This window comes from Streptomyces sp. NPDC050759 (genome assembly GCF_044456945.1).
Taxonomy (GTDB): domain Bacteria; phylum Actinomycetota; class Actinomycetes; order Streptomycetales; family Streptomycetaceae; genus Streptomyces.
On the sequence record NZ_JBITGI010000016.1, the window covers coordinates 176621 to 201999 of the forward strand.

A 25379-nucleotide genomic window follows, 5' to 3' on the forward strand; every position below is an offset into this window, starting at 1 on the left:
TGGTTTTGGTGTGGCGCTGGGCGGCCGCGTGCGGCGCCGGGCCCGCCCCCCCCCCCCCCCCCCCCCCCCCCCCCCCCCCCCCCCCCCCCCCCCCCCCCCCCCCCCCCCCCCCGACCCACCCACCGAACCCCACGCGCTACACACGCCCCCACCGGACCGAAACAGGCCGCCGCAGGCACAAAAGGGGCGCGGGGAACTGCGCAAAAACGCCCGCCCCCACCGAACCCGCATCCGACCGTCAAACCGCCGGAGGCTGCCGCACAGGACCAGCCCGATCCAACAACCCCGTCCGAGCCGCCAACGCCGCCGCCTCCAACCGAGACCCCACCCCCAGTTTCATCAGCACCCGCTGCACATGCGTCCGAGCAGTGGACGGCGCAATCCCCATCCCCGCCGCGATCAGCCGCGTATCCTCCCCGTCGGCCACCCGCACCAGCACCTCCACCTCCCTGGGCGTCAGCATCTGCAGCAACCGCTGCCCCTCGTCGTCCGGCTGAGCCGCGGGGTTCAGCAGCTCACTGAACGCCCCCTGAAGCAACTGCGGGGCAACCGCCGCCTCCCCCGCCCGAGCCTTCATGATCGCCCGCTCGACCCCCTCGATGCGCTCGTCGTGCCGCACATAACCGGAGGCCCCCGCGGCGAACGCGGCCGCGATCCCCCGCGGACTCGGCACCGGCCCCAGCACCAGCACCGCCACCTGCGGCCGCTCCCGCTTGATCCTCACGACCGGGTCGAACATCCCCGGCTCGGCCGGCGTGGCCGTCCCCAGCAGGCACACCTCAGGAGCCCGGCTGATCACCAGCTCCGCCGCCCCCGCGGCAGGCGCCGCCGCCGCGAGCACCCGGTGCCCGCGCAGTTTCAACGCCGAGGCCAGCGCCTCGGCGAGCAATCGGTGGTCGTCGACCACCATGAGCCGAACTCCCATCGAGCAACCCCCCAGTCCCCCCATGGATCCGCGTGAAGGCCCCACTATGGATGCCCACTGATCCGCGCGGACAGAGGCACTCTCCCAGCACCCCCGCCCTTCATGCCCCCGGAAGCTACACGCTAGTTCGACGTTGCGCTTCCCCTACCGGTGAGAAGTGTCCCGGAAGAGCTTAATTCCTGGCTTTCCTGTCATTCGAGGATGATGTGCCGCACCTTCACGCGTCCTCGGCCAGCTCCAGCCACCGCATCTCCAGTTCCTCCCGCTCCCCGGCGAGATCCCGCAACTCGGCATCGAGGGAGGCCACCTTCGCGAAGTCGGTGGCGTTGTCGGCGATCCGAGCGTGCAGCTTCGTCTCCCTCTCGGAGAGCTTGTCGAGCTGCCGCTCGATCTTCTGGAGCTCCTTCTTCGCGGTCCGCTGATCCGCGGAGCTCTTCTCCGCCACCGGCTTCACCACCACCGGCGCCGAAGCCGCGGCCGCCTCCTCCATCCGCTGCCGCCGCTCCAGGTACTCGTCGATACCGCGCGGCAGCATCCGCAGGGTGGCGTCCCCGAGCAGCGCGAAGACCCGGTCGGTCGTGCGCTCGACGAAGAACCGGTCGTGGGAGATGACGACCATGGAGCCGGGCCAGCCGTCGAGGACGTCCTCCAGCTGGGTCAGCGTCTCGATGTCCAGATCGTTCGTCGGCTCGTCCAGGAACAGCACGTTCGGCTCGTCCATCAGCAGCCGCAGCAGCTGCAGCCGCCGCCGCTCACCACCCGAGAGGTCCCCGACCGGCGTCCACTGCTTCTCCTTGTTGAAGCCGAACGTCTCGCACAGCTGCCCGGCGGTCATCTCGCGCCCCTTGCCGAGGTCGACGCGCTCCCGCACCTGCTGGACGGCCTCCAGCACCCGCAGCGCGGGGTTCAGTTCGGCGACCTCCTGCGAGAGGTAGGCGAGCTTGACGGTCCGCCCGACCACGACCCGTCCACCCACGGGCTGGGTCTCGCCCTCGCTCCACGCGGCCTCGGCCATGGCCCGCAGCAGGGACGTCTTCCCCGCGCCGTTGACCCCGACGAGACCGATCCGGTCCCCGGGGCCCAACTGCCAGGTCACATGCTTCAGCAGCACCTTCGGCCCGGCCTGGACGGTCACGTCCTCCAGCTCGAAGACCGTCTTGCCCAGCCGCGTCGACGCGAACTTCATCAGCTCGCTGCTGTCCCGCGGCGGCGGCACGTCCGCGATGAGCTCGTTGGCGGCCTCGACACGGAAGCGCGGCTTCGACGTACGGGCGGGCGCCCCCCGGCGCAGCCACGCCAGCTCCTTGCGGACGAGGTTCTGCCGCTTGGTCTCCTCGGTGGCGGCGATCCGCTCCCGCTCGGCACGCGCGAAGACGTAGTCGGAGTACCCGCCCTCGTACTCGAAGACGTCGCCCTTCTGCACATCCCACATGCGCGTGCAGACCTGGTCGAGGAACCACCGGTCGTGGGTGACGCACACGAGCGCCGAGCGCCGCTCGCGCAGGTGCTTCGCCAGCCAGGAGATGCCCTCGACGTCGAGGTGGTTGGTGGGCTCGTCGAGGACGATCAGGTCCTGTTCCTCGATGAGCAGCTTGGCGAGGGCGATACGGCGGCGCTCGCCACCGGAGAGCGGCGCGATGACGGTGTCGAGGCCCTGCGGGAAGCCGGGCAGGTCGAGCCCGCCGAACAGTCCGGTCAGCACATCGCGGATCTTGGAGTTGCCGGCCCACTCATGGTCGGCCATGTCCCGGATGACCTCGTGCCGCACGGTGGCGGTCGGATCGAGGGAGTCGTGCTGCGTGAGGACGCCAAGGCGCAGCCCGCCGGAGTGCGTGACGCGCCCGGTGTCGGCGTCCTCCAGCTTGGCGAGCATGCGGATCAGGGTGGTCTTGCCGTCGCCGTTGCGGCCCACGACGCCGATGCGATCGCCCTCGGAGACGCCGAGCGAGACACCGTCCAGCAGGGCACGGGTGCCGTACACCTTGCTGACGTTCTCGACATTGACCAGATTGACGGCCATTTCTCTCCTGCCCAGGGGGATCGATCGACCCTCCAGGGTAGTCCGACCTCTACGCCCCCATCACCGTCGCACCCGGTACCGGCCCCGACGCCGTACGCACCGTCCGGCACGTCCCGGAGGCGCGCAGTGCGTCCGCGATCTTCGCCGCCGACCCGGTGTCACGGGCGAGGAACGCCGTGGTCGGGCCCGAGCCCGAGACGAGCCCGGCGAGGGCGCCCGCGGCGCTGCCGGCCGCGAGGGTGTCGGCGAGCTCGGGGAAGAGGGAGAGGGCGGCGGGCTGGAGGTCGTTGGAGACGGCGGCGGCGAGCGCGTCCGGGTCGCCCCCGGCCAGCGCGTCGAGCAGCTCCTCGGAGGCGACGGGCTCGGGGACGTCGAGGCCCTCGGTGAGCAGGTCGAACTCACGGAAGACGGCCGGGGTCGACAGCCCGCGCTCCGCCATCGCGAACACCCACGAGAAGGTGCCGCCGACGTCGAGCGTCCTGAGCTTCTCCCCACGCCCCGTGCCGAGCGCGGCCCCGCCCACCAGGCTGAACGGCACGTCACTGCCCAACTCGGCGCAGATGTCGAGCAGTTCCGCACGGGAGGCACCCGTCCCCCACAGCGCGTCGCAGGCCAGCAGCGCACCGGCCCCGTCCGCGCTGCCGCCCGCCATGCCGCCGGCGACGGGGATGTCCTTGGCGATGTGGATGTGTACGGCGGGATCCAGACCGTGGCGCTCCGCCAAGGCGATGGCCGCACGCGCCGCCAGGTTCGTACGGTCCAGCGGCACCTGGTCGGCGTCCGGACCGGAGCAGGTGACGCGGAGCCCGTCAGCCGGGGTCACGGTCACCTCGTCGTAGAGGCCGACCGCGAGGAAGACGTTGGCCAGGTCGTGGAAGCCGTCGGGCCGGGCGGCGCCGACGGCGAGCTGGACGTTGACCTTGGCGGGGACGCGGACGGTGACGCTCACTGCTGACCGGGCTCCTTGTTGTCTGCGTGCTCGGCGTGCTCGGCGATCCGCGCGAACTCCTCGACGGTGAGCGACTCACCGCGGGCCTGGGGCGAGACCCCGGCCGCCACGAGGGCCGTCTCGGCGGCCGCGGCCGAACCCGCCCACCCGGCGAGCGCGGCCCGCAGCGTCTTGCGGCGCTGCGCGAAAGCGGCGTCGACGACTGCGAACACCTCACGCCGCGACGCGGTGGTCTTGATCGGCTCGGTCCTGCGGGTCAGGGCGACGAGCCCGCTGTCCACGTTCGGTGCGGGCCAGAAGACGGTGCGGCCGATCGACCCGGCCCGCTTGACCTCGGCGTACCAGTTGGCCTTCACGGACGGGACGCCGTACACCTTCGAACCGGGCGGTGCGGCGAGCCGGTCGGCGACCTCCGCCTGGACCATGACGAGGGTGCGTTCGATGCTCGGGAAGGTGTCGAGCATGTGCAGCAGCACGGGTACGGCGACGTTGTAGGGCAGGTTCGCGACCAGTGCCGTCGGCGCGGGGCCGGGAAGGTCGGTGATGTGCATCGCGTCCGAGTGCACGACGGCGAAGCGGTCGGCCCGGTCCGGCATGCGGGCGGCGATCGTGGCGGGCAGTGCGGAGGCGAGTACCTCGTCGATCTCCACGGCGGTCACGCGGTCCGCCGCTTCCAGCAGCGCCAGGGTGAGCGAGCCGAGCCCGGGTCCTACCTCCACCACCACGTCGTCGGGGCGGACGCCCGCGGTCCTGACGATACGGCGGACCGTGTTCGCGTCGATCACGAAGTTCTGGCCGCGCTGTTTGGTGGGGCGGACCCCTAGGACGGCCGCGAGTTCACGGATGTCGGCGGGGCCGAGGAGGGCGTCTGGGGAGGGGCTGCTGCTCACGGCCCCAAGGGTACGGGGCCGTGGGTGCCGCACTCACCCGTGCAGGCGAGTTCCGCAGTGCGGCCACGGGCTGGCCCCACGCCGTACGTACAGCTTCTTCGCGCGGAGCGTCTGTTCCGCCGCAGGCGCGTCCTGCGGTCGCCCCGAGCCGCCCAGCGCCTGCCAGGTCCTCGTGTCGAACTGGTACAGCCCTCCGTACGTCCCCGAGGGATCCACCGCGTTCGGCCGCCCCCCGGACTCGCACACCGCGAGCCCCTGCCAGTTCAGATGGTCCGCTCCGTGCACGGACGTGGGCATCGGCTTCGTGCCCACCCTGACCCGCTGCGCCCGGGGCTCCCGCACCAACTCGACCCTGATCCGCCGCGGCTTCTGCCGGACCCCGTTGACGGTCCGCAGGGAGTACGTGACCCGTCGCACCCCCGGCACCCCCGCCTGCTCCACGACCTCCGTGCCCTTGAAGAGGGAGGCGTCCTCGCTCCGCTCCTCCCGGAACGGGATCTGCTCCTCGTGCACTTCCTTCGTCCCAGTGATCCGCAGCACCGTGACGGTCTGCCCGTCGCGCGGGAAACTCCCCGGAGCCACCGAGGTGGTGTCCATGCCGCTCAGTGTGATCCCGGCCGCCTCGACGGCCTCTCCCACGGTCGCCGCGTTGGTCCGGATCGTCCGCGCCCGGCCGTCCGCCATGATCGTCACGGACCGCTCGGTCCGCACATCCAGCGCGAGCCCCTCCCGCCCGATCGGCCGGGAGCGCGAGGTGGACACATACGCGCCCTCCGCGCGCACCCCCAGTTGTTCGAGCGCCCCGTCCACCGTCCGTGCCGTGGTCCACACCTCCTGCCGGTGCCCGTCGAGCGTGAGCCGCACGGGACGCCCGTACCGCACCGCGACCTCGTCCCCGCTGGCAAGCTGTTCGCCGGGCGCGGGCGCGACGACGTCGTGCGCCCCGACCGTGACTCCTTCCTCCGCGAGCAGTTCGGTCACGTCGTCCGAGAAGGTGTGCAGGGTCCGCGGCCTGCCGTCGACGCTGAGCTCGATCGCCTTGTCCTTGGCGACGAACGCGGTGGTGCCGCCCGCCAGGAACGCGACCACCAGCGCCTGCGGAAGGAGTCGGCGCATCGCGCTGTCCGGGCGCTCCACGTACCGCGCCCTGCGTCGGCGCGCGGCCCGGCCCGCTTCGGCACGCGGGGACGGCATGGGTGCCGGGCCCGGCACCTCGTACGCGGGCCGGTAGGTGTCCTCGTACGGCAGCGTCCACGCCGGGTCCGGTGCCCCGTACAGCCCGTACGCGAGCGTCTCCGCGGTGTGCGGATCGGCGGGGGGCGGATCGGCGGAGGGCGGGTCGGCGGGGGGCGCGTCGAAACCGCCGTGCGCCGGTGGGCCGTACGGCTCGGTCGGGCCGTACGGCTCATAGGGCCCGTATGTCTCGTTCGTCTCGTACTGCGAGTTGCTCACGCCGACACGCTCCAGGGGCCGAGGGGTCCAGAGGGGTCCGGATCGGGCCCACAGAACCTAGCGGAGCGGTCGTCACTCTCCAAAGCGACTCGGCTACCCGGAGTTACGTTCGAGGGGGTCAGTACCCGAAGGCGCGTGCGGTGTTGGCGGCGAGTGCCGTGGCCAAAGCGTCGTCGTCGATGCCGCGCACGGCGGCCATGGCGCGCACCGTGACCGGAATGAGATAGGGGGCGTTGGGCCGTCCGCGGTACGGCGCCGGCGTCAGGAAGGGCGCGTCGGTCTCCACGAGCAGCAGCTCGAGCGGCGCCACGGCCACCGCGTCCCGCAGGTTCTGGGCGTTCTTGAAGGTGACGTTGCCGGCGAAGGACATGAAGTATCCGGCGGCGGCGCAGATCTCCGCCATCTCGGCGTCGCCGGAGTAGCAGTGGAAGACGGTGCGCTCGGGGGCGCCCTCCTCCTTCAGCACGCGCAGGACGTCCGCGTGGGCGTCGCGGTCGTGGATGACGAGCGCCTTGCCGTGCCGCTTGGCCATCTCGATGTGGGCGCGGAAGGACGCCTCCTGCGCCTCCTTGCCCTCGGGCCCGGTGCGGAAGTGGTCGAGGCCCGTCTCGCCGACGCCCTTGACCTGCGGGAGCCCGGCCAGGCGGTCGATCTCCGCGAGCGCCTCGTCGAGCGCCGACGCGCCCCCCGCCTGGCGCGCCCCCTGCCGGGACCACCCGTCGGGGTCTCCGTGGACGATCCGGGGCGCCTCGTTGGGGTGCAGGGCGACGGTGGCGTGGACGGCGTCGTACCGGTCCGCCGCCTCGGCCGCCCAGCGCGAACCCCGTACGTCGCAGCCGACCTGGACGACCGTGGTCACTCCGACCGACGCGGCTTTCGCGAGCCCCTCCTCCACGGTCCCGTCCTGCATGTCCAGGTGGGTGTGGGAGTCGGCGACCGGTACCCGGAGGGGCTCCGGGAGCGGCGGCGCCGCGTTCTTCTCGCGGGGGCTGTTCGAAGGCATGCCCCGATCCTACGAAAGGGGCACGCCCACCCGGATGCCGGAGCGGTCAGCTCGCCTTGCGCTGGAACACGTGCAGCAGGTCGGCCAGATGCCAGTGGTGCTCGTCGCCCGACTTCTCACTCCCGGCCGTCGGCGCCTCCACGGGCCCGGCGGAGGGCGTGCGGTGCTGCTGGTGCGCCGCGTCACGGGCGGAGGCGACCCGGCCGGGCCGCATGATCCGTACGACGTGGTGGTCGCAGTTCGCGCACGCGGGCTTGGAGAGCGGTGAGGGCACGACCCGTCCGTCCACCATGTACTGCACGAACTCGCGGCCGTCGCCGTCGACGTGGTGCTCTATCTCGTACGACTGCTCCCACCCGTGCCCGCACCGCATGCAGGCGAAGGAGTAGGACTCGTTGACGACTGCTGTCGCACCGGGGTGCCCTGCGATCTCGCTCATGCCAGCTCCTGTGTGTCCGCTGGTTTCGAAGGACGGGTACGTCCCTCACCCCAGTGGACGCCTCCCGGGGCACGAAGGCGACAGGCCTGTCGACTGTTGGAGGCGATTTGGACGTTGCTTGCCAAACCGCCCCGCCGGGCGGCCCGGAGCTTTGCATTCCGAGACACCGCTTTGCGAGCACATGGGGCGCACGCTCAGAAGTCATGCGCCCTGCTCAGAGGGGGTGTGACCCACCTCATGCGGCGCGTCAGGAAGGGGCGTTCTTCGCCGCGACGACCGCATCGAAAACAACCCGCTTGGGGACCCCCGCCTCGACGGCGACCGCGGCGATCGCCTCCTTGCGCCGCTCGCCCGCCTCCTCCCGCACCCGCACCCTGCGCACCAACTCCGCGTCGTCGATCTCCCCGGCCCCCTTCTCGGGCGCCCCCTCGACCACGACGGTGATCTCTCCCCGGACCCCGGCCGCGGCCCACTCGGCGAGCGCGGCCAACGCCCCCCGCTTGACCTCCTCGTACGTCTTCGTCAGCTCCCGGCACACCGCCGCCCGGCGCTCCGCCCCGAACACCTCGGCCATCGCCGCGAGCGTGTCGTCGAGGCGATGAGGAGCCTCGAAGTACACCAGGGTGCGCCGCTCGTCGGCGACCTCCCGCAGCCGGGAGAGCCGCTCACCGCCCTTGCGCGGCAGGAACCCCTCGAAGCAGAACCGGTCGACGGGCAGCCCGGACAGCGCGAGCGCGGTGAGGACGGCGGACGGCCCGGGTACGGCCGTGACGCGGACGTCCTTCTCGACCGCCGCGGCGACCAGCCGGTACCCGGGGTCGGAGACCGACGGCATCCCGGCGTCGGTGACGAGCAACACGCGCGCGCCGCCGAGGAGTTCCTCGACGAGTTCGGGCGTACGGGCGGCCTCGTTGCCCTCGAAGTACGACACGATCCGGCCCTTGGGCGTCACGCCGAGCCCCTGGGTCAGGCGCCGCAGCCGCCGGGTGTCCTCGGCCGCGACCACGTCGGCCCCGGCCAGTTCCTCCGCGAGCCGGGGCGGAGCGTCCGCGATGTCGCCGATGGGGGTACCTGCCAGGACAAGGGTTCCAGTCACCCCCCCATCCTCCCAGGGGCGCCCCGAACCGGACGCATCCGCCCATGCACGGGACTCACACAGCGCCGTTCCTTACGATGGCGCGGTGACCAGTACCGCGTCCTCCACGGACACCCGGCAGGACCAGGCCCCCCAGGACCGGCGGCCGTCGTGGCAGCAGAGGCTGCGCCGTTTCGGCTACACGGCCGAGGCCAGAAGCGACGTGCGCGAGCGCCTGGTGCCGCCCTTCGTCGAGCCGAGTCCGCGGATGTGGCAGGCCCTGGGCGTGCCCCGGGCGCTCGCCGAGCGGATCGCGCGCTGGTCGGGCTGGCTCGGGCCGCTGCTGGTGACGCTGGTGGCGGGGTTGATGCGGTTCTGGAACCTGGGCAGCCCGAAGAAGGTGATATTCGACGAGACGTACTACGCCAAGGACGCGTGGGCGCTCGTCCACCGCGGCTACGAGCTCAGCTGGGACAAGAACGTCGACAGTCTGATCCTCAACAACAACGGGAACGTTCCGCTCCCGACGAACGCCGCCTATGTCGTGCACCCGCCGGTCGGCAAGTACGTCATCGGACTCGGCGAGCTGATGTTCGGTTTCGACCCGTTCGGCTGGCGGTTCATGACGGCGTTGCTGGGGACGCTGTCGGTGCTGATCGTGTGCCGGGTGGGCCGCCGCATCTTCCGCTCCACGTTCCTGGGCTGCCTGGCGGGCGCCCTGATGACCGTGGACGGCCTGGCCTTCGTGATGGCGCGGACCGCGCTGCTCGACGGTGTGCTGATGTTCTTCGTGCTGGCCGCGTTCGCCTGCCTGGTCATCGACCGTGACCGGGCCCGGGAGAAACTCGCCGCCGCGCTGCCGGTCGACTCCTACGGCCTCGTGCGCCCCGACGCGCACATCGCGGACACCCTGCGCCTGGGGTGGCGCCCCTACCGCTGGGTGGCGGGCCTGCTCCTCGGTCTGGCCATCGGCACCAAGTGGAACGGCGGGTTCTTCCTCATCGCCTTCGGCATCATGACGGTCCTGTGGGACGTCGGCTCCCGCCGGGTCGCGGGCGCGCGCCGCCCCCTCGACGCGGTCATCAAGTACGACCTCGGCATCGCGTTCCTGGCCACGGTGCCGGTCGCGATCGTCACCTACGTCACCTCGTGGATCGGCTGGATCCTCTCCCCCGCGGACGGCACCGGCGGCTACTACCGCAACTGGGCCGCGAACGACGGCAGGGGCGGCAGCTGGACCTGGCTGCCGGACTGGTGGCGCAGCCTGGTCCACTACGAGCACGAGGTCTACAAGTTCAACGTCGGCCTGTCCTCGCCGCACACGTACATGTCCAACCCGTGGAGCTGGATCGTCGACGGCCGCCCGGTCTCGTACTTCTACGAGTCCCCCGCGCCCGGCACCGACGGCTGCCCGGCCGACGCGGGCGAGAAGTGCGCCCGCGAGGTCCTGGCGATCGGTACACCGCTGCTGTGGTGGGCCGCCTGCTTCGCGATCCTGTACGTCCTGTGGCGCTGGTTCTTCCGCCGCGACTGGCGCGCCGGCGCCATCGCCTGCGGTATCGCGGCCGGTTATCTCCCCTGGTTCCACTACCAGGAACGCACGATCTTCTTCTTCTACACGATCGTCTTCCTCCCCTTCCTCTGCCTGGCCGTCGCCATGCTCATCGGCGCCCTCGTCGGCCCCCCGGGCGCCAAGGACACCCGCCGCGTCGCGGGCGCCACGGCGGCCGGAGTCCTGGTCCTCCTGATCGCCTGGAACTTCATCTACTTCTGGCCCCTGTACACCGGCACGAGCATCCCGATCGACGACTGGCGATCGCGGATGTGGCTGGATACGTGGGTCTAGCCGGAATGTCGTGTCAATCGGGGGGCAACAGTGGACGCCAATACGGGCATTGCCATCTGCGCGGCCGTGATAGCGCTTGGTTCGCTCTGGACCAGTTGGGTTCAGACAAGGTCGGCCCGCAAACACAACCGGCAGTCCGTACGCCCTTTGCTGCAGATTCGAAGAGTCAAAAGGTACGGAGACACCACGGCCCGCCTTGACGTCATCAACGCAGGTCTCGGCCCGGCGATCGTCACCAGGACGCTGGTCACATTGGATGGAGAGACCATTGGCCAGTGGAACCTGAATACCTATCGCACAGTAGCCCGCCCCCTGCCGTTTTACCCGAAAGTAACAACGCTGGCCGAAGGCACGGCCATCCTCATTGGCCAGAAGATCCACCTGTTGCACATCGATGATTACAACGATGAGGAACACCGCTGGTTCTGGGACCTCATCACCCAGAGAATGTTCATCGAAATCCGCTACGAATCCCTCTATGGCGGCGAAGACTTCGTGGTCCGGTCGGCACTGTTGTGACCCGGTGCCCGATCACTGGGCGGTCTCATCACGGACCGACGTTCACGTATGTGATTGAGCACCTGCCTCGACGAATCAGGAAACTCTTACCCCGCGTGTCACACCTCCCGCTTAGAGTTCCCACAACAACGGGGTAATCGGGGAGGGGGCCAACCATGGCCAAGGGGGTGAAGGTCGCTGTCGTCAGCACGGTGTTCGCCGTGATGGTCGGCGGGGCCGGGTACGGGGCGTACAACTTCGTGTCGGCGTTGAGCGACGACGGGAGCGGCGGGGTCGGGGAGGCCAAGCGGAGCGGGCCGCCCACCGGCGACGAGATCGCGAAGACGTCGAAGGACTTCTTCGCCGCCTGGGAGAAGGGCGACGCGGCGAGCGCGGCCGCGTTCACGAACAACAACACGGCGGCCGAGGTGCTGCTGGCCGCCTACGGGGCGGACGCGCACATCGGCGATGTGCAGATCACTCCCGGCAAGGCGACGGGCGCCACGGTGCCGTACAGCGTGAAGGCGACCGTCTCGTACGACGGGAAGTCGAAGCCGCTGGCGTACGAGAGCAAGCTGACCGTCGTGCGCGGGGTGACCACCGGGAAGGCGCTCGTCGACTGGCAGCCCTCCCTGGTGTATCCGAAGCTCCAGAGGGACGACCGGCTGGTCACCGGCGAATCGGCGAACCCGGCCATCGAGGCGGTGGACCGCAACGGCAAGGTGCTGACCAAGGAGAAGTACCCGTCGCTGGGCCCGGTCCTGGACGCCCTGCGCGAGAAGTACGGAACCGAGGCCGGCGGCACCCCCGGCATCGAGCTGGTCATCAAGCACCCGGACCAGACCCCCGACACCTCGCTGCTGACCCTCGCCGAGGGCAAGGCGGGCAAGCTGGAGACCACCATCAGCGCGAGCGCGCAGGCGGCCGCCGAGAAGGCCGTGAAGCTGTACGGCCAGTCCTCGGTCGTCGCCGTCAAGCCCAGCACCGGTGAGGTGCTGGCCGTGGCCAACAACCGCACGGACGCCTTCAACGCGGCCTTCGAGGGCACCAAGGCCCCGGGCTCCACCATGAAGATCATCACCGCCGCGATGCTCATCGACAACGGCGTGACCTCGATGAACGGCCCGGCGCCCTGCACGCCCGACGCCGTGTGGCAGGGGCAGACCTTCACCAACCTCAAGGGCATGGAGCCGAACGAGAACGCCTCGCTGGCCAACAGCTTCATGCGGTCCTGCAACACCGCCTTCATCAAGCTGATCGACGAGAAGCCGCTCACCGACGAGTCGCTGACGCAGGAGGCCCAGAACCGGTTCGGGATCGGCGAGGACTGGAAGACCGGCATCGTCTCCTTCGACGGGAAGGTGCCCGCCGTCAGCGGTCCGGACCGCGCCGCGAACGCGATAGGCCAGGGCCAGGTCCAGATGAACCCGCTGAACATGGCCTCGGTGACGGCCACCGCCATCACCGGCGCCTTCCGCCAGCCCTACCTGGTCTCGCCGAAGCTCGACAGCCGCGAACTGGCCACCGCGAAGGGGCTGCCGTACAACACCGCCTCCCAGCTGAAGCAGATGATGCGGCTCACCGCGACCCAGGGCACGGCGGCCAAGGCGATGGCGGGGCTCGGCGGGGACATCGGCGCGAAGACCGGTTCCGCGGAGGTCGACGGGCAGCAGGTGTCCAACAGCTGGTTCACCGGTTTCCGCAACGACATGGCCGCGGCGGCCATGACCGAGGAGGGCGGCCACGGCGGCGACGCGGCGGGCCCGATTGTCGCAGCTGTGCTACGAGCCGCAGGCTGACGTCACCCGTGCGGGACAGGGACTCTAGGCTGTGGCCGTCGTTGGGATGGATGAGGGCAACGGGGACCCTGGGAACTGGCGGAGGAAACGGAAGCCGTGGGTAGCAGAAGGCGCGTCGCCGAGCGACGGAAGACCAAGCCCGCCGTGATCGGCGGGATGATCGCGGTGGTCGTCGGCGGCGCCGCTGTCGGCGTCTACGCGCTCTACGGTGCCGGGGCCGCGGCCGACGACCGGACGCAGAACACGTCCGCGTCCGCCGCGGACCAGAAGCCGAAGGTCAAGACGGGACCGCTGTCGGCGACCGAGGTCACCACCACGGCGACCACCTTCCTGACCTCCTGGCAGCAGGGCAGGGTGAGCACGGCCGCCGCCGCGACGAGCGACAGCGCGGCCGCCGCCGCCCTCCTCACCGGCTACACCAAGGACGCCCACATCACCGGCGTCACCCTCACCCCGGCCGCCCGCACCGGCGACAAGGTGCCCTTCTCCGTGAAGGCGACGGTGACGTACAAGGGCACCAGCAAGCCGCTGGCGTACGGCAGTTCGCTGACCGTCGTCCGTGACACCGCCACCGGCAAGCCGCGGGTCGACTGGACCGCCTCGATCGTCCACCCCGACCTGAAGGACGGCGACACCCTGGTCACCGGCGAGTCAGGGACCCCGCCGATCAAGGCGTTCGACCGGGACGGCGGCGAGATCACCGAGGCCAAGTACCCGTCCCTCGGGACGGTGCTGGACGGTCTGCGTGAGAAGTACGGCAAGAAGGCCGGCGGCAAGGCGGGCATCGAGCTTCGGGTGATCCGCGGGAAGGACTCCAAGTCCTCCGACAAGACCCTGGTGGAGCTCAGCAAGGGCACCCCGGGCACCGTGAAGACGACCCTGAACCCGACGCTCCAGGCGGCGGCCGAGGCGCAGGTCGCCAAGCAGGCGCGGTCCTCCGTCGTCGTGCTGCGTCCGTCGACCGGCGAGATCCTCGCGGTGGCGAACGCGAGCCACGGCTTCAACACCGCCTTCCAGGGTTCCCTCGCTCCGGGCTCCACGATGAAGGTCATCACCTCCTCGCTGCTGATCGACAAGGGCCTCGCGTCGGCGGACAAGGCGCACCCGTGCCCGAAGTACTTCACGTACGGCGGCTGGAAGTTCCAGAACGACGACAAGTTCGAGATCAAGGGCGGCACCTTCAAGGCGAGCTTCGCCCGTTCCTGCAACACCGCCTTCATCAGCCAGGCGGGCAAGCTGGACAACGACAGCCTGACCCAGCAGGCCCAGCAGGTCTTCGGCCTGTCCATGAACAACTGGGCGATCGGCGTCCCCTCCTTCGACGGCTCGGTGCCGGTGCAGAGCGCGGCCCAGAAGGCGGCCTCGCTCATCGGCCAGGGCGCGGTCCGGATGAACCCACTGAACATGGCGTCCGTCTCCGCCACCGTCGAGTCGGGCACCTTCAAGCAGCCCTACCTGGTCTCCCCCTCGGTCGACCACCGCACGCTGGCCACCGCCTCGCGCACGATGTCCTCGGGCACGCTGTCGCAGCTGCGTGAGCTGATGGCGTACACGGCGGGCTACGGCACGGCGGCCGAGGCGATGTCCGGGGTATACGGCAACGTCGGCGCGAAGACCGGCTCCGCCGAGGTCGACGGCCAGAAGAAGCCGAACGGCTGGTTCACCGCGTACCGGGGCGACCTCGCGGCCGCGGGTGTCGTCCAGGCGGGCGGCCACGGCGGCGACACGGCGGGCCCGATCGTGGCGGCCTTGCTGAAGATGGGCGGTTAGTTCCGTACCGCGGTCGTGGCCATGTATGTCCGCCGCAGGAATCTGAGCAGTGTCTTCTGCTCGAACTGCACCACCGACACGCCCTGCGGGGAGTGGAACTCCACCACGGCCTGCACCCGGCCGCACGGCCACACCCGCACCTCACCGCTGCCGACCGGCGCCCTGAGTCCCTGTTCCAGCAGCGCCCGCGAGAAGGTCCACTCGTGCGTGCCCGGCAGGCCGATCCGCACCGAGCGCGGGTCGGTATCCGGGTCGTAGCGCAGGACCACCGGGACCGACTCGTCCTCCGCGATGTCCACGTCCGAAACGATGTGGGCTCGTGCGTACTGTTCGACTACAGACATCGTGACGGGCCTCTCACGCTGCGTAACCTGTGCGGAAGCTGTGCGTCCACCCCCCTCCCAGCGTCGCACATTTCCCGTGTTCCGCCCCCTGGACCGAAAGCCTGCGAGTTGCTGTTCGCGGCTCGACCCTCTTGCAAAGAGTTCGCAACAAGCCACTATCATCGAACGGTGCATGTGCCTGACGGATTCATCGACGCCCCCCTCTCGGCAGCGACCGGAGTCGTCGCCGCGGCCGCCGTCGCGGTGAGCCTGCGCGGCGCCCGCCGCGAGCTGGACGAACGCACCGCGCCGCTGGCCGGTCTCGTCGCCGCGTTCATCTTCGCCGTGCAGATGCTGAACTTCCCCGTCGCCGCGGGGACCAGCGGACATCTGCTCGGCGGGGCACTGGCCGCGATCCTCGTGGGCCCCTACACCGGGGTCCTCTGCGTCTCGGTCGTCCTGCTCATGCAGGGCATCCTCTTCGCGGACGGCGGCCTGACCGCGCTCGGCGTGAACATCACCGACATGGCCGTCGTCACGACGGTCGTGGCGTACGCCGTCTTCCGCGGGCTGGTGAAGGTGCTCCCGCGCAGGCGCGGTTCGATCACCGCCGCCTCCTTCGTGGCCGCCGTGCTCTCGGTGCCCGCCGCGGCCGTCGCCTTCACCCTGATCTACGCCGTCGGCGGCACCACCGACGTCTCCATCGGCAAGGTCGCCACCGCGATGATCGGCGTCCACGTCCTCATCGGCATCGGCGAGGCGGCCATCACCGCGCTGACCGTCGGCGCCGTCGTCGCCGTACGCCCCGACCTGGTGTACGGCGCCCGCGGCCTCCGGCAGAAGCTGAAGCTGCGGGTCGGCGGCGAGCTGGTGGACGTACCGGACACCGCTCCTGTCGCCGCACGCTCGCACCGCAAGGTGTGGATCACCGGCCTCGTGACCTCCTTGGTCCTCGCCGGGTTCGTCAGCTTCTACGCCTCCGCGAACCCCGACGGGCTGGAGAAGGTCGCCGCCGACAAGGGCATCGACGCCAAGACGGAGAAGCACGCGACGGCGGACTCACCGCTCGCCGACTACGGCGTGAAGGATGTCGAGGACGCCCGCCTGTCCGGGGGGCTGGCGGGCGTGATCGGCGTCGGCGTCACCGTCGTCGCGGGCAGCACGGTGTTCTGGGTGGTGCGCAGGCGCCGTACGGACGACACCAGCCCCGTCGGCACGGGCGTCTGACATGGGCGCCGGACACGCGCACAGGCTCTACCGGCACGGACATTCACCGGTGCACGCCCTGCCGCCGCACACCAAGCTCGCGGCGGCCTTCGGCTTCGTGGTGGTCGTCGTCTCGACCCCGCGCGAGGCGATGTGGGCGTTCGGCCTGTACGCCGTCCTCCTGGGCGTCGTCGCGTACGCGGCGCGGGTGCCGGCCGGCTTCCTGCTGAAGCGGCTGCTGATCGAGGTGCCGTTCGTGGCGTTCGCCGTGCTGATGCCGTTCGTCGCGGAGGGCGAGCGGGTCGAGGTGCTCGGGGTCTCCCTGAGCGTGAGCGGCCTGTGGGGCGCCTGGAACGTGCTCGCCAAGGGCACGCTGGGGGTCGCCGCGTCGGTGCTGCTGGCGTCCACCACCGAACTGCGCTCGGTGCTGCTCGGACTGCAACGGCTCAGGCTCCCGCCGCTGCTGGTCCAGATCGCGTCCTTCATGATCCGCTACGGCGATGTCATCACCGACGAGATGCGGCGGATGCGGATCGCGCGGGAGTCGCGGGGGTTCGAGGCGAGCGGCGTCAAGCACTGGGGTGTCCTCGCGAGGTCGGCCGGAGCTCTGTTCATCCGCTCCTACGAGCGCGGCGAGCGCGTGCACCTGGCCATGGTCAGCCGGGGGTACGCCGGTTCGATGCCGGTCATCGACGAGGTGACCGCGTCCCGGGCGCAGTGGTCGTACGCCCTCGCGCTCCCCGTCGCCGCCCTTGTCGTCTGCGTGTTGGGATGGACCCTGTGAGCACTGCTTCCCTGGAGGTCTCCGGCCTCGCCTACGCCTATCCGGACGGGCACCAGGCCCTGTTCGGCGTGGACTTCTCCCTCGCGCGCGGCGAGCGGGTCGCGCTGCTCGGCCCGAACGGCGCCGGGAAGACGACCCTGGTGCTGCACCTCAACGGCATCCTGGGCGGCGGGGTGGGCACGGTGAAGGTCGCCGGGCTGCCCGTGGACAAGAAGCACATGGCCGAGATCCGGCGCAAGGTCGGCATCGTCTTCCAGGACCCCGACGACCAGCTCTTCATGCCGACCGTGCGCGAGGACGTGGCCTTCGGACCGGCGGCGGCCGGGCTCAGGGGGCCCGAGCTGGAGGAGCGCGTGGACCGGGCGCTGACCCAAGTCGGCATGGCGGAGTTCAAGGAACGGCCCCCGCACCACCTCTCCTTCGGCCAGCGGCGCCGGGTGGCGGTGGCCACCGTGCTGGCGATGGAGCCGGAGATCCTCGTCCTGGACGAGCCCTCCTCCAACCTCGACCCGGCCTCCCGCCGCGAACTCGCCGACATCCTGCGATCGTTGGATGTGACGGTCCTGATGGTGACGCACGACCTGCCGTACGCGCTGGAGCTGTGCCCGCGCTCGCTGATCCTGAGCGAGGGCACCATCGCCGCGGACGGGAAGACCGCCGAACTCCTCGCCGACGACGAGCTGATGCGGGCCCACCGGCTGGAGTTGCCCTTCGGATTCGATCCGCGGTCCGTGACAATGGGCGCGTGACGAACGAAGAGGACGCCGGCTCACTGCTGCTCGACGACCAGTTGTGCTTCGCGCTGTACGCCGCCCAGCGCGCGGTGACCGCCGCGTACCGGCCGCTCCTCGACGAGCTCGGGCTCACCTACCCGCAGTACCTCGTGCTGCTGGTGCTGTGGGAGCGCGGCGAGACGAGCGTGAAGGAGCTGGCGGCCGCTCTGCGCCTCGACTACGGCACGGTCTCGCCGTTGCTCAAGCGGCTGGAGAGCGCGGGGTTCGTACGCCGGGAGCGCGCGGCGAGCGACGAGCGCTCGGTACTGGTGGCGTGCACGGGGCGCGCGGAGGAACTCAGGGAGCGCGCGGCAGCCGTCCCCGGCGCCCTCCTGTCCGCGACCGGGCTCGACATCATGGAGGCCGCGCGACTGCGCGAGGACCTGTGGGGGCTCGCGGAAAGGGCGCACGAGGCTTCCGGGCGCCCCCGCTGACCTTCTGTTACCCGAGGTTGCCACCCCCTGGTCGTCCGGTGCCTACCTACCGGCCGGTACCTTGTGCACGATGTACTTGCGCGCACTTCTCCGGGGGGAGATCAGCCATGCCTGAGGAAACCGCCGTCGACACCCGGCCGACGAAGATCATGTACGTCGCTGAGGCCACGGCACACGGCGGCCGGGACGGCTTTGTCACCAGCCAGGACGGCCAGATCGAGCTGAAGGTCGCGATGCCGCCGGCGCTCGGCGGGGACGGCAACGGCACCAACCCGGAGCAGCTGTTCGCCGCCGGGTACAGCGCCTGCTTCCACAACGCGCTGATCCTCGTCGGCAACCGCGAGGGCTACGACCTGAGCGGCTCCACGGTCGCCGCGAAGGTCGGCATCGGCCCCAACAAGCACCGCGGTTACGGCCTCGCGGTCGCCCTGAGCGTCTCGCTGCCGATCCTCGACGCGGGCCTCGCGGCGAAGCTGGTGGACGCGGCCCACGAGGTCTGCCCGTACTCGAACGCGACCCGCGGGAACATCGACGTGACGATTCTGCTTGGCTGAGAGAGGCACCGGGCGGCAGCAGGAGGAGTACGGGCGTGGACGTGAACGGCACAGTCGCCGAGGGCTTCGAGCCGGTCAGGGACGTGTTCGCGCGGAACTTCGAGGCGCTCGGGGACCGGGGCGCGGCCGTCGCCGTGTACCGGGACGGGCGCAAGGTCGTCGACCTGTGGGCCGGCACCAGGGACATCGACGGCACCGAGCCCTGGGAGCGCGGCACCGCGCAGGTCGTGCGCTCGGCGACCAAGGGCGTCGCCGCCGCCGTACCCCTGATGCTGCATCAGCGCGGGGAGCTGGACCTGGACGCGCCGGTGGCCGAGTACTGGCCCGGGTTCAAGGCGCGCGGCAAGGAGCGGGTGCTGGTCCGGCACGTGCTGAACCACCGGGCGGGGCTGCCGGTGATCGACCGGCCGCTCACCCCGGAGGAGGCCCTGGACCCGCTGAAGGGCCCCGAGGCGGTCGCCGCGCAGGCACCCGTCTGGGAGCCCGGTACGGACCACGGGTACCACGCGCTGACGTACGGCTGGCTGCTGGACGAGCTGGTGCGCAGGGTGACCGGGCTGGGCGCCGGTGAGTGGATCGCTCGGGAGATCGCCGGGCCGCTCGGGGCCGAGTTCTGGCTCGGGCTGCCGGAGACGGAGGAGGCGGCCGGGCGGACGGGACGGGTCGGACGGATCGAGACTCCCGAGCCCACCGGAGCCCTGCGCGCCCGTCCCAAGCGGTCCGTCACCGAGGCCTACGACGATCCCGGCTCCCTCACCCGCCGCGCCTTCGCCGCGATCACCCCCTTCCCCGACCAGAACGCACCGGAGTACCGGGCGAGCGCCCTGCCCGCCACCAACGGGATCGCGACGGCCGACGGGCTGGCGCGCGTCTATGCCGCGCTGGTCGGTGAGATCGACGGGGTACGGCTCTTCGACCCGGCCACGGTCGAACTCGCCCGCACCGAGGAGTCGGCGGGCCCGGACCGCGTGCTCGTCGTGAACACCCGGTTCGGACTGGGCTACATGCTGCACGGCAGCGCGTCGCCGTTCCTCGGCCCGGGTTCCTTCGGGCACCCCGGCCGCGGTGGCTCCCTCGGGTTCGCCGACCCCGAGACGGGCATCGCCTTCGGCTATGTCACCAACGGGTTCCGCAAGACGGTCACGGCGGACCCCCGGGCGCAGGCGCTGGTCAGGGCGGTGCGAGCGGCCCTGTGACGGCTACACGTTGATCGAGTGGGACCTCCGCCCCGACGCCTCGTCGATCTCGTCGTGCGCCTTGGTCAGCAACTGCATCGCGAGTTCGTTCAGCGCCCGCGCCCCCGCGACCTCCTCGCCGACCCGCGGCTGATTCGTGTCGCTGCGGTGGCGGCTGGCGTGTCCGCGGGCCCGTACCTCGCTCCCGTCGGGCAGGCGCACCAGCGCAACCGCCTCCGTGTGCCGTTCGTCCTCCCGGAACTCCAGCTCGACGTGCCATCCGACTGCGGTGTGCGTCATGGGGATCACCTCCGGAGACCTCTGCTTCCAGAGTGCTCCTCCCCGGGCCCCGACGCACGGGACCCGGTCCCCCGGCGGTGTTCCGGATTCCGGCCGGGGCGTGCGCCCCGGCCGGACCGGGGTGTCAGCCGTCGGACTCCGGCGACGGCAGGTAGGCGCCGGGTACGTCGTTCGGCGCGTAGACCTTGCTGTCGCCGGGGTACGGCTTGGTCCAGGCGTGCGTCTGGTACCAGGTGTAACGGTTCATCTGCTCGGCGTTCGCGTAGTCCGGCACCGCGTGCGCGCCGGTCAGCCGCTGGTGCGAGGCCCAGGTCTTCCACTGCGCCGCAAGCTCCTGCTTGGCCTGCGGCACCGCGGCGGACGTCGGAGCGGGGGCCGCGTCGGCGTCCTGGGCGGCCGGGGTGTCCGCGCCGCAGGAGGGCGTGGGGCTCACTCCGAGGGTCAGCGAGGTGCGGTTGGGGACCGCCGTGAACGGGGTGGTGTCCGCCTTGCCCGTGAACGCCCCGAACATCGGTGTGGCCGCGCTGTCCTTCTGGTTCATCGGGTGGATCCCGAGGATCTGCTCGACGGTGCGGATCATCGTGATCTGCGTGTAGTAGCGGCTGTCCACGGTGCCGTGCTGGGCGTAGGGGCTGATGACCTGGACCGGCGCCCGGTGGCCGTCGACGTGGTCGAGGCCGTTCTGGGAGTCGTCCTCGACGACGAAGATCGCCGAGTCCTTCCAGTACTTGCTGTGGGAGATCTTGTCGACCATCCGGCCGACCGCGAGGTCGTTGTCGGCGACCTCGGCGGACGCGTTCGCAGGGCCCCCGGTGTGGTCGTTGGAGAACCAGAACATGTTCAGGTTCGCCGGACCGTTCTTCTCGAAGTCCTGCTGCCAGATCTGTTCCTTGTAGATGTCCGGGACGTCGAGGTCGAACATCGGGAAGCCCTGCACCGACACGTCGTTGAGGGAGGGGATCGCCGAGCCCGTCTTGATGGGGTACTGGGTCTGCGCCCCGGTCGCGGCCATGTTCTTGCTGTCGCAGTACAGGTTCTGCCAGTTGGCCCCGGCCGGCTTGGACTCGGTCGACTGGAACTCGCCGAAGTCCTTGACCGACTTCCCGGCGGCCTGCGCGCCGGTCCAGATGAACCCGGACTTCTGGTGGCCGAGGACGTCGTTCTCGGTGTCGTAACTGCGCGTGTACTCACCGGCGGAGGACTCGGTGTACTCCGGGTTGTCCGACTGCATCAGCCAGTTGTGGCCCTCGGCGGAGTTGGTGCCGATGTCGTAGAAGTTGTCGTAGAGGCCGAACTGCTGGGCCAGGGCGTGCTGGTTGGGGGTGACGTTCGCGCCGAAGGTCGTCAGGGCCGGGTCGCCGTCGCCCTGCGGGAGGTCGCCGTAGACCTGGTCGTAGGTGCGGTTCTCCTTGACGAGCAGGAAGACGTGCTTGATCGTCGACGGGTCGCCGAGCCGCACCGGGACCGGGACCGGCTTGGCGTGGCTCGTGCTCTTGGCCGTCGTGACCGAGCCGGGTGTCCAGCCGTTCTGCTGGAAGACCTTGGCGGTCTGGGACCTGATGACGAGGTCGCTCGGCAGCGTGAACTGCGTGAGGCTGGACGTGGTGTCGTGGGTGCCGTGTCCGGAGGCGGTGGTGGGGCGGCGGGCGTCTATGCCACGGGTGTTGGAGACGACGACCTTCTTGCCGACCGTGGTGATCTCGGCGGGGAAGTAGTCGGTAGGCAGCAGACCGACGTAACTGGCGGGCTCCTGCGCGGACTTGTACCGGTAGACGGCGACCGCGTTGGCGCGGCCCAGCGTGACCAGCAGGTGGCCGTCGTCGGTGAGGGTGACCGCGTCGGGCTCGTAGCCGACCTTCGCCTCGGGCCACGGCTGGGTGGCGATGGTCTGGACGACCTTGTCCTTGCGGGTGTCGATGACCGACACGTTGTTGTCGGCGGTGTTGGTGACGAACACCGTGCCGTTCTTCGCGTACACGGCGGTCGGGTGCAGACCCACGTCGATGGTCCGGACGACCTTGCCCGCGCCGGTGTCGATGACGCTGACCGTGCCGGTGGTCGCGGCGCCGGTGTCGGGATTGGCGGGCACCTGGGTGCCGTAGGAGTTCATGGTGGTCTCGCCGGCCCGGGCCGGACGTCCGCCCTCGTTGCTGACGTACAACTTGCCGCCGACCAGGGCGATTCCGCGCGGGGCGTTGCCCACGGCCCAGCTCTGCTTGACGGTCCCGGTGGTGGCGTCGAGGGCGACGACCCGGTTCTGGCCGTTGACCGCGGAGTACACGGTGGAGCCGTCCGCCGAGAACACCGCGGCGCCCACGAGCGCCTGCTGGGTGCCGACGGCCGGGATGGGGACGGCCGTCGGGGTGGAGAGGGTGCCGTCCGCGTTCACGGTGAACTTCGTGTAGCCGTTCGCCTGTCCGAGCCACAGCTGCTTGCCGTCGGGCGAGTAGGTGGGGCCCTCCTGGCCGACCGCGGCGCTGCTGATGCGCAGGTCGTCCGCCGCGTTGGCGCCGATCTTCTGCTTCACCTGCCCGGTCGCCAGGTCCATGATCACCAGTGCCGCGTCGCCGTCGGCGACCGCGGCCGCGAGGTGGGTGCCGTCCGGGCTGACCGTGGACGACATGATCTTGCCGTCGTTGATGACGGTCCGGCTGCCGTACGGCTTGAGGTACTGGTCGCTGGAGATGACCTCGCCCTTGGCGGTGTTCTGTGCGACCTGCTGGGTGCCGAACTGGTAGGTGGAGGCGACCGCGGTGCCGGTGACACCGAGGGCGACGGCGATACCGGCCGTCACCAGCGTGGTCCGGCGGCTGAGCCGTCTGACCTTCTCGCTGCTCCGGCGCTGCCGTGTTACCTGCATGGGACTATCCCTTCGAGGTGGTGTCCAGCAGCTCGACGTTGCCGTCGAACTGCCACAACGGGTTCGGTGCGTCCCCGGTGGAGGTCCGCACCAGGAAGTAGCCGTTCACTTCCTTCGGTCCGTCGCCGTCGGCGACGAACCGCCCGTCCGATCCGACGTCCAGCTGATAGACAGCCGTCCCCGCCACCGGTACGCCGGGCAGGTGCCAGGTCACGACACACCGCCAGTCATTGCCCGCCCCCTGCTGAGCGGCCTGGCCGTCGCTCTTGGTGCACGCCGCCGAGGCTTTGAGCTGCGCCTCGGTGACGGCGGGGCGGTGGAGTTGTTCGGTCTGCAGGCGGTAGAGGTGGGCGAAGGCCGTGGCGAGGGAGCGCTGGACCTTGGCCTGGGTGATGCCCGTCGAGTCGGTCGCGACGGCGATCCCGGCGACGGTGAGAGCGGTCAGCGCGGCCAGGGGCAGCACGCCCACGGTGAACGCGCGGCGCCCACCACCGTCGTAGGCGAGGTTGGTGAAGTCCCGCCGGAGGAACAGCAGATGGGCCAGTACGGTCGCGAGCACGGCCCATGCCAGGCTGACGGCGACGCCGATCAGCAGCGGGGCGAGCTGGGCCGGGGCGGTGAACAGCCCGTTCCACGAGAGGAAGGCGTAGCCGGGCAGGGCCAGGCGTACGGCGACGGGCAGCGGCAGCATCTGGGCGACCTGCATGCCGAGCGCGACCAGCGGGGGCAGCAGCAGCCCCATCGGGGACCGTCCGAGGGCGACCGACCCGAGCAGGCCGATCGCGGCGAGGGCCAGGGTCGGGGCGAGGGCGGCGACCCAGGCGAGCAGGACCCTCCCGGCGGCATCGGAGGGGCTCAACAGGTGGCCGTCGAGGCCGACGAGCGGCTGGTTGCCGACGGAGGCGAGCCCGCCCACGGCGCTGGAGCAGGCCAGCCCGGTCACCAGCAGCAGGATGACGGTGAGGCTGGCCAGCACCTTCGCCACGAAGATCCGGCGCGGTGAGCGGACCGCCACCAGCAGGTGCCGCCAGGTGCCGAGCCGGTCCTCGGCGGCGAACACGTCACCGGCGACCACCGAGGTCAGCAGCGGAAGCGCCCAGGTACCCGCGAAGCCGAGCATCACCAGCGGCCCGGCCCAGCCGGTGGCGTGCATCCAGCGGCCGAAGAGGGTGTCGGAGGGCAGCGTGCTCTGCTCGCTCACCCCGGCGACGAAGAGCCCCGGCAGGATCCAGCAGGCGAGCACGAGGAGGCGGATCCGCCACTGCGAGACGAGCTTGACGAGTTCGAAGCGGTAGCTCCGCGGGACGGAGACGGGCCGCACGGGGGCGGAGGACGCGGTGAGGGTGGTGGTCATCTGCCTGTCTCCTGGTCCTCGGTCAGGGCCAGGAACGCGGCCTCCAAGGGCGAGACCACGGGCGCGAGTTCGCGCACCGCGACGCCCGACGTGACCAGCCGCGCCACCAGGTCGTCGAGAGCGGGCACCAGCGCGCGCACGACGAGCACGTCGGCGTCCCGCGCCTGCCGTCCGGTGCCGTCGGCGATCCGGATGCCGTCGGTGCCGTCGGCCAGCCGCCACGCGGCCTCCGGGTCGGACGTCCGCACCCGGTAGGCGAGTTCACGGCTCTCGGCGGCCAGTTTGCCGAGCGGGCCCGAGAACACGACCCGCCCGGTGGCGAGGATGGTGACCTCGGAGCACAGCGCCTCCAGGTCGTCCATGCGGTGACTGGAGAGCACGACACTCGTGCCGTCGGCGGCAAGCCGGTTCAGGACTCCGTGCACATGCCGTTTACCGGCCGGGTCCAGGCCGTTGGACGGCTCGTCGAGCACCAGCAGCCGTGGCCGGGTCAGCAGCGCGGCGGCGAGCCCCAACCGCTGGCGCATCCCGAGGGAGAAACCGCGGGTCCGGTCGTCGGCGACGTCGGTGAGCCCGACCTGGTCGAGCACGTCGTCGATGCCGGCAGTACGCGCGTCCCGGCCGCGGAGTTCGGCGAGTGCGGCGAGGTTCTGCCGGGCGGTGAGCGAGGGGTAGAGACCGGGCCCGTCCACGAATCCGGCGACTCCGTCGGGAGCGGCGAAGGCCCGCCCGACCGGCACGCCCAGGATCTCCAGTTGCCCGCCGTCGGCGACGGCGAGGCCCAGCAGGAGCCCGAGCAGTGTCGTCTTGCCGGCGCCGTTCGGCCCGACCAGGCCGTGGATCTGACCCCGCGTCACGTCCAGGTCGACGCCGTCGAGCGCCACGACGTCACCGAAGCACTTGGTGATCCCTCGCGCCCGGACTGCGTGGAGTGCGTCCATGAGTCCCTT

Annotated in this window: 23 protein-coding genes; 10 read left to right on the forward strand and 13 right to left on the reverse strand. The window is 70.8% G+C overall.

Annotated features, from left to right (window positions below; all coding sequences use genetic code 11):
* Positions 1–238 precede the first annotated feature (238 nt).
* The 8 genes from ACIBJB_RS36820 to rsmI form a co-directional block, all read right to left on the reverse strand.
* Positions 239–925 (reverse strand): LuxR C-terminal-related transcriptional regulator, encoded by a 687-nt coding sequence (locus tag ACIBJB_RS36820; protein ID WP_398937363.1) that lies wholly within the window; start codon positions 923–925, stop codon positions 239–241.
* 217 nt (positions 926–1142) lie between these two features.
* Complete coding sequence (locus ACIBJB_RS36825) at positions 1143–2945, reverse strand: ABC-F family ATP-binding cassette domain-containing protein (protein ID WP_398937365.1); 1803 nt, start codon at positions 2943–2945, stop codon at positions 1143–1145.
* Positions 2946–2994: 49 nt separating this feature from the next.
* Positions 2995–3894, reverse strand: a complete 900-nt coding sequence (locus ACIBJB_RS36830) for a 4-(cytidine 5'-diphospho)-2-C-methyl-D-erythritol kinase (RefSeq protein WP_398937367.1) — start codon at positions 3892–3894, stop codon at positions 2995–2997.
* Positions 3891–4784, reverse strand: a complete 894-nt coding sequence (gene rsmA / locus ACIBJB_RS36835; protein ID WP_398937369.1) for a 16S rRNA (adenine(1518)-N(6)/adenine(1519)-N(6))-dimethyltransferase RsmA — start codon at positions 4782–4784, stop codon at positions 3891–3893. Before rsmA ends, ACIBJB_RS36830 begins: the two co-directional genes overlap by 4 nt.
* Positions 4785–4817: 33 nt before the next feature.
* Positions 4818–6236, reverse strand: a complete 1419-nt coding sequence (locus tag ACIBJB_RS36840; protein WP_398937371.1) for a ubiquitin-like domain-containing protein — start codon at positions 6234–6236, stop codon at positions 4818–4820.
* A gap of 118 nt (positions 6237–6354) precedes the next feature.
* Positions 6355–7239, reverse strand: a complete 885-nt coding sequence (locus tag ACIBJB_RS36845) for a TatD family hydrolase (protein ID WP_398937373.1) — start codon at positions 7237–7239, stop codon at positions 6355–6357.
* A gap of 46 nt (positions 7240–7285) precedes the next feature.
* Positions 7286–7678 (reverse strand): hypothetical protein, encoded by a 393-nt coding sequence (locus tag ACIBJB_RS36850; protein WP_398937375.1) that lies wholly within the window; start codon positions 7676–7678, stop codon positions 7286–7288.
* A 247-nt stretch (positions 7679–7925) separates the two neighbouring features.
* Complete coding sequence (gene rsmI, locus ACIBJB_RS36855; protein WP_398937377.1) at positions 7926–8774, reverse strand: 16S rRNA (cytidine(1402)-2'-O)-methyltransferase; 849 nt, start codon at positions 8772–8774, stop codon at positions 7926–7928.
* 85 nt (positions 8775–8859) lie between these two features.
* Between rsmI and ACIBJB_RS36860 the strand changes: the two genes are divergently transcribed.
* The 4 genes from ACIBJB_RS36860 to ACIBJB_RS36875 all read left to right on the forward strand — a co-directional run bounded on the left by ACIBJB_RS36860 (position 8860) and on the right by ACIBJB_RS36875 (position 14666).
* Positions 8860–10599, forward strand: coding sequence for a dolichyl-phosphate-mannose--protein mannosyltransferase (locus ACIBJB_RS36860; RefSeq protein WP_398937379.1), 1740 nt, complete (start codon positions 8860–8862; stop codon positions 10597–10599).
* A 30-nt stretch (positions 10600–10629) separates the two neighbouring features.
* Positions 10630–11118, forward strand: a complete 489-nt coding sequence (locus ACIBJB_RS36865) for a hypothetical protein (RefSeq protein ID WP_398937381.1) — start codon at positions 10630–10632, stop codon at positions 11116–11118.
* A gap of 155 nt (positions 11119–11273) precedes the next feature.
* Complete coding sequence (locus ACIBJB_RS36870; protein WP_398937383.1) at positions 11274–12896, forward strand: penicillin-binding transpeptidase domain-containing protein; 1623 nt, start codon at positions 11274–11276, stop codon at positions 12894–12896.
* 96 nt (positions 12897–12992) lie between these two features.
* The gene (locus ACIBJB_RS36875; protein WP_398937385.1) at positions 12993–14666 is read left to right on the forward strand and encodes a penicillin-binding transpeptidase domain-containing protein; all 1674 of its coding nucleotides are present in this window, start codon (positions 12993–12995) and stop codon (positions 14664–14666) included.
* On the opposite strand, the gene ACIBJB_RS36880 is transcribed toward ACIBJB_RS36875, so the two are convergent.
* The gene (locus ACIBJB_RS36880) at positions 14663–15010 is read right to left on the reverse strand and encodes an SsgA family sporulation/cell division regulator (protein WP_398937387.1); all 348 of its coding nucleotides are present in this window, start codon (positions 15008–15010) and stop codon (positions 14663–14665) included. The genes ACIBJB_RS36875 and ACIBJB_RS36880 overlap by 4 nt on opposite strands.
* 168 nt (positions 15011–15178) lie before the next feature.
* On the opposite strand from ACIBJB_RS36880, the gene ACIBJB_RS36885 reads away from it, so the two are divergent.
* The 6 genes from ACIBJB_RS36885 (at position 15179) to ACIBJB_RS36910 (ending at position 19936) form a co-directional block, all read left to right on the forward strand.
* On the forward strand, positions 15179–16216 hold the full coding sequence (locus ACIBJB_RS36885) for an energy-coupling factor ABC transporter permease (RefSeq protein ID WP_398937389.1): 1038 nt from the start codon (positions 15179–15181) through the stop codon (positions 16214–16216).
* Position 16217: 1 nt separating this feature from the next.
* Entirely contained in the window at positions 16218–16979 is a 762-nt protein-coding gene (gene cbiQ, locus ACIBJB_RS36890; RefSeq protein ID WP_398937391.1) for a cobalt ECF transporter T component CbiQ, read from the forward strand.
* Positions 16967–17728: an energy-coupling factor ABC transporter ATP-binding protein gene (locus tag ACIBJB_RS36895; protein ID WP_398937393.1), complete on the forward strand. Its 762-nt coding sequence runs from the start codon at positions 16967–16969 to the stop codon at positions 17726–17728. Before cbiQ ends, ACIBJB_RS36895 begins: the two co-directional genes overlap by 13 nt.
* Entirely contained in the window at positions 17725–18186 is a 462-nt protein-coding gene (locus ACIBJB_RS36900; RefSeq protein ID WP_398937395.1) for a MarR family winged helix-turn-helix transcriptional regulator, read from the forward strand. The genes ACIBJB_RS36895 and ACIBJB_RS36900 overlap by 4 nt, the downstream gene beginning before the upstream one ends.
* A 107-nt stretch (positions 18187–18293) precedes the next feature.
* Positions 18294–18740, forward strand: a complete 447-nt coding sequence (locus ACIBJB_RS36905; RefSeq protein ID WP_398937397.1) for an organic hydroperoxide resistance protein — start codon at positions 18294–18296, stop codon at positions 18738–18740.
* A 35-nt stretch (positions 18741–18775) separates the two neighbouring features.
* Entirely contained in the window at positions 18776–19936 is a 1161-nt protein-coding gene (locus tag ACIBJB_RS36910; RefSeq protein WP_398937399.1) for a serine hydrolase domain-containing protein, read from the forward strand.
* Positions 19937–19939: 3 nt separating this feature from the next.
* Here the strand turns inward: ACIBJB_RS36910 and ACIBJB_RS36915 are convergent, their stop codons facing one another.
* The 4 genes from ACIBJB_RS36915 to ACIBJB_RS36930 all read right to left on the reverse strand — a co-directional run bounded on the left by ACIBJB_RS36915 (position 19940) and on the right by ACIBJB_RS36930 (position 25370).
* A complete protein-coding gene (locus tag ACIBJB_RS36915; protein WP_398937401.1) occupies positions 19940–20215 on the reverse strand; it encodes a DUF1876 domain-containing protein in 276 nt (91 codons plus the stop codon).
* Between the two features lie 124 nt (positions 20216–20339).
* Positions 20340–23075 carry a phosphoesterase gene (locus ACIBJB_RS36920; RefSeq protein ID WP_398937403.1) on the reverse strand — a complete coding sequence of 912 codons (2736 nt, stop codon included), beginning with the start codon at positions 23073–23075 and terminating at the stop codon, positions 20340–20342.
* A 4-nt stretch (positions 23076–23079) separates the two neighbouring features.
* On the reverse strand, positions 23080–24429 hold the full coding sequence (locus ACIBJB_RS36925; protein WP_398937405.1) for an ABC transporter permease: 1350 nt from the start codon (positions 24427–24429) through the stop codon (positions 23080–23082).
* Positions 24426–25370: an ABC transporter ATP-binding protein gene (locus tag ACIBJB_RS36930; RefSeq protein ID WP_398937407.1), complete on the reverse strand. Its 945-nt coding sequence runs from the start codon at positions 25368–25370 to the stop codon at positions 24426–24428. The genes ACIBJB_RS36925 and ACIBJB_RS36930 overlap by 4 nt, the downstream gene beginning before the upstream one ends.
* Positions 25371–25379 lie beyond the last annotated feature (9 nt).

Excerpts from the sequence above, each read along its gene's own strand:
- ACIBJB_RS36820 (WP_398937363.1), bottom strand. The coding sequence starts at position 925 with ATGGGAGTTCGGCTCATGGTGGTCGACGACCACCGATTGCTCGCCGAG.
- ACIBJB_RS36825 (WP_398937365.1), bottom strand. The coding sequence starts at position 2,945 with ATGGCCGTCAATCTGGTCAATGTCGAGAACGTCAGCAAGGTGTACGGC.
- ACIBJB_RS36845 (WP_398937373.1), bottom strand. The coding sequence starts at position 7,239 with ATGCCTTCGAACAGCCCCCGCGAGAAGAACGCGGCGCCGCCGCTCCCG.
- ACIBJB_RS36850 (WP_398937375.1), bottom strand. The coding sequence starts at position 7,678 with ATGAGCGAGATCGCAGGGCACCCCGGTGCGACAGCAGTCGTCAACGAG.
- ACIBJB_RS36870 (WP_398937383.1), top strand. The coding sequence starts at position 11,274 with ATGGCCAAGGGGGTGAAGGTCGCTGTCGTCAGCACGGTGTTCGCCGTG.
- ACIBJB_RS36880 (WP_398937387.1), bottom strand. The coding sequence starts at position 15,010 with ATGTCTGTAGTCGAACAGTACGCACGAGCCCACATCGTTTCGGACGTG.
- cbiQ (WP_398937391.1), top strand. The coding sequence starts at position 16,218 with ATGGGCGCCGGACACGCGCACAGGCTCTACCGGCACGGACATTCACCG.
- ACIBJB_RS36895 (WP_398937393.1), top strand. The coding sequence starts at position 16,967 with ATGGACCCTGTGAGCACTGCTTCCCTGGAGGTCTCCGGCCTCGCCTAC.
- ACIBJB_RS36905 (WP_398937397.1), top strand. The coding sequence starts at position 18,294 with ATGCCTGAGGAAACCGCCGTCGACACCCGGCCGACGAAGATCATGTAC.
- ACIBJB_RS36915 (WP_398937401.1), bottom strand. The coding sequence starts at position 20,215 with ATGACGCACACCGCAGTCGGATGGCACGTCGAGCTGGAGTTCCGGGAG.
- ACIBJB_RS36920 (WP_398937403.1), bottom strand. The coding sequence starts at position 23,075 with ATGCAGGTAACACGGCAGCGCCGGAGCAGCGAGAAGGTCAGACGGCTC.
- ACIBJB_RS36925 (WP_398937405.1), bottom strand. The coding sequence starts at position 24,429 with ATGACCACCACCCTCACCGCGTCCTCCGCCCCCGTGCGGCCCGTCTCC.
- ACIBJB_RS36930 (WP_398937407.1), bottom strand. The coding sequence starts at position 25,370 with ATGGACGCACTCCACGCAGTCCGGGCGCGAGGGATCACCAAGTGCTTC.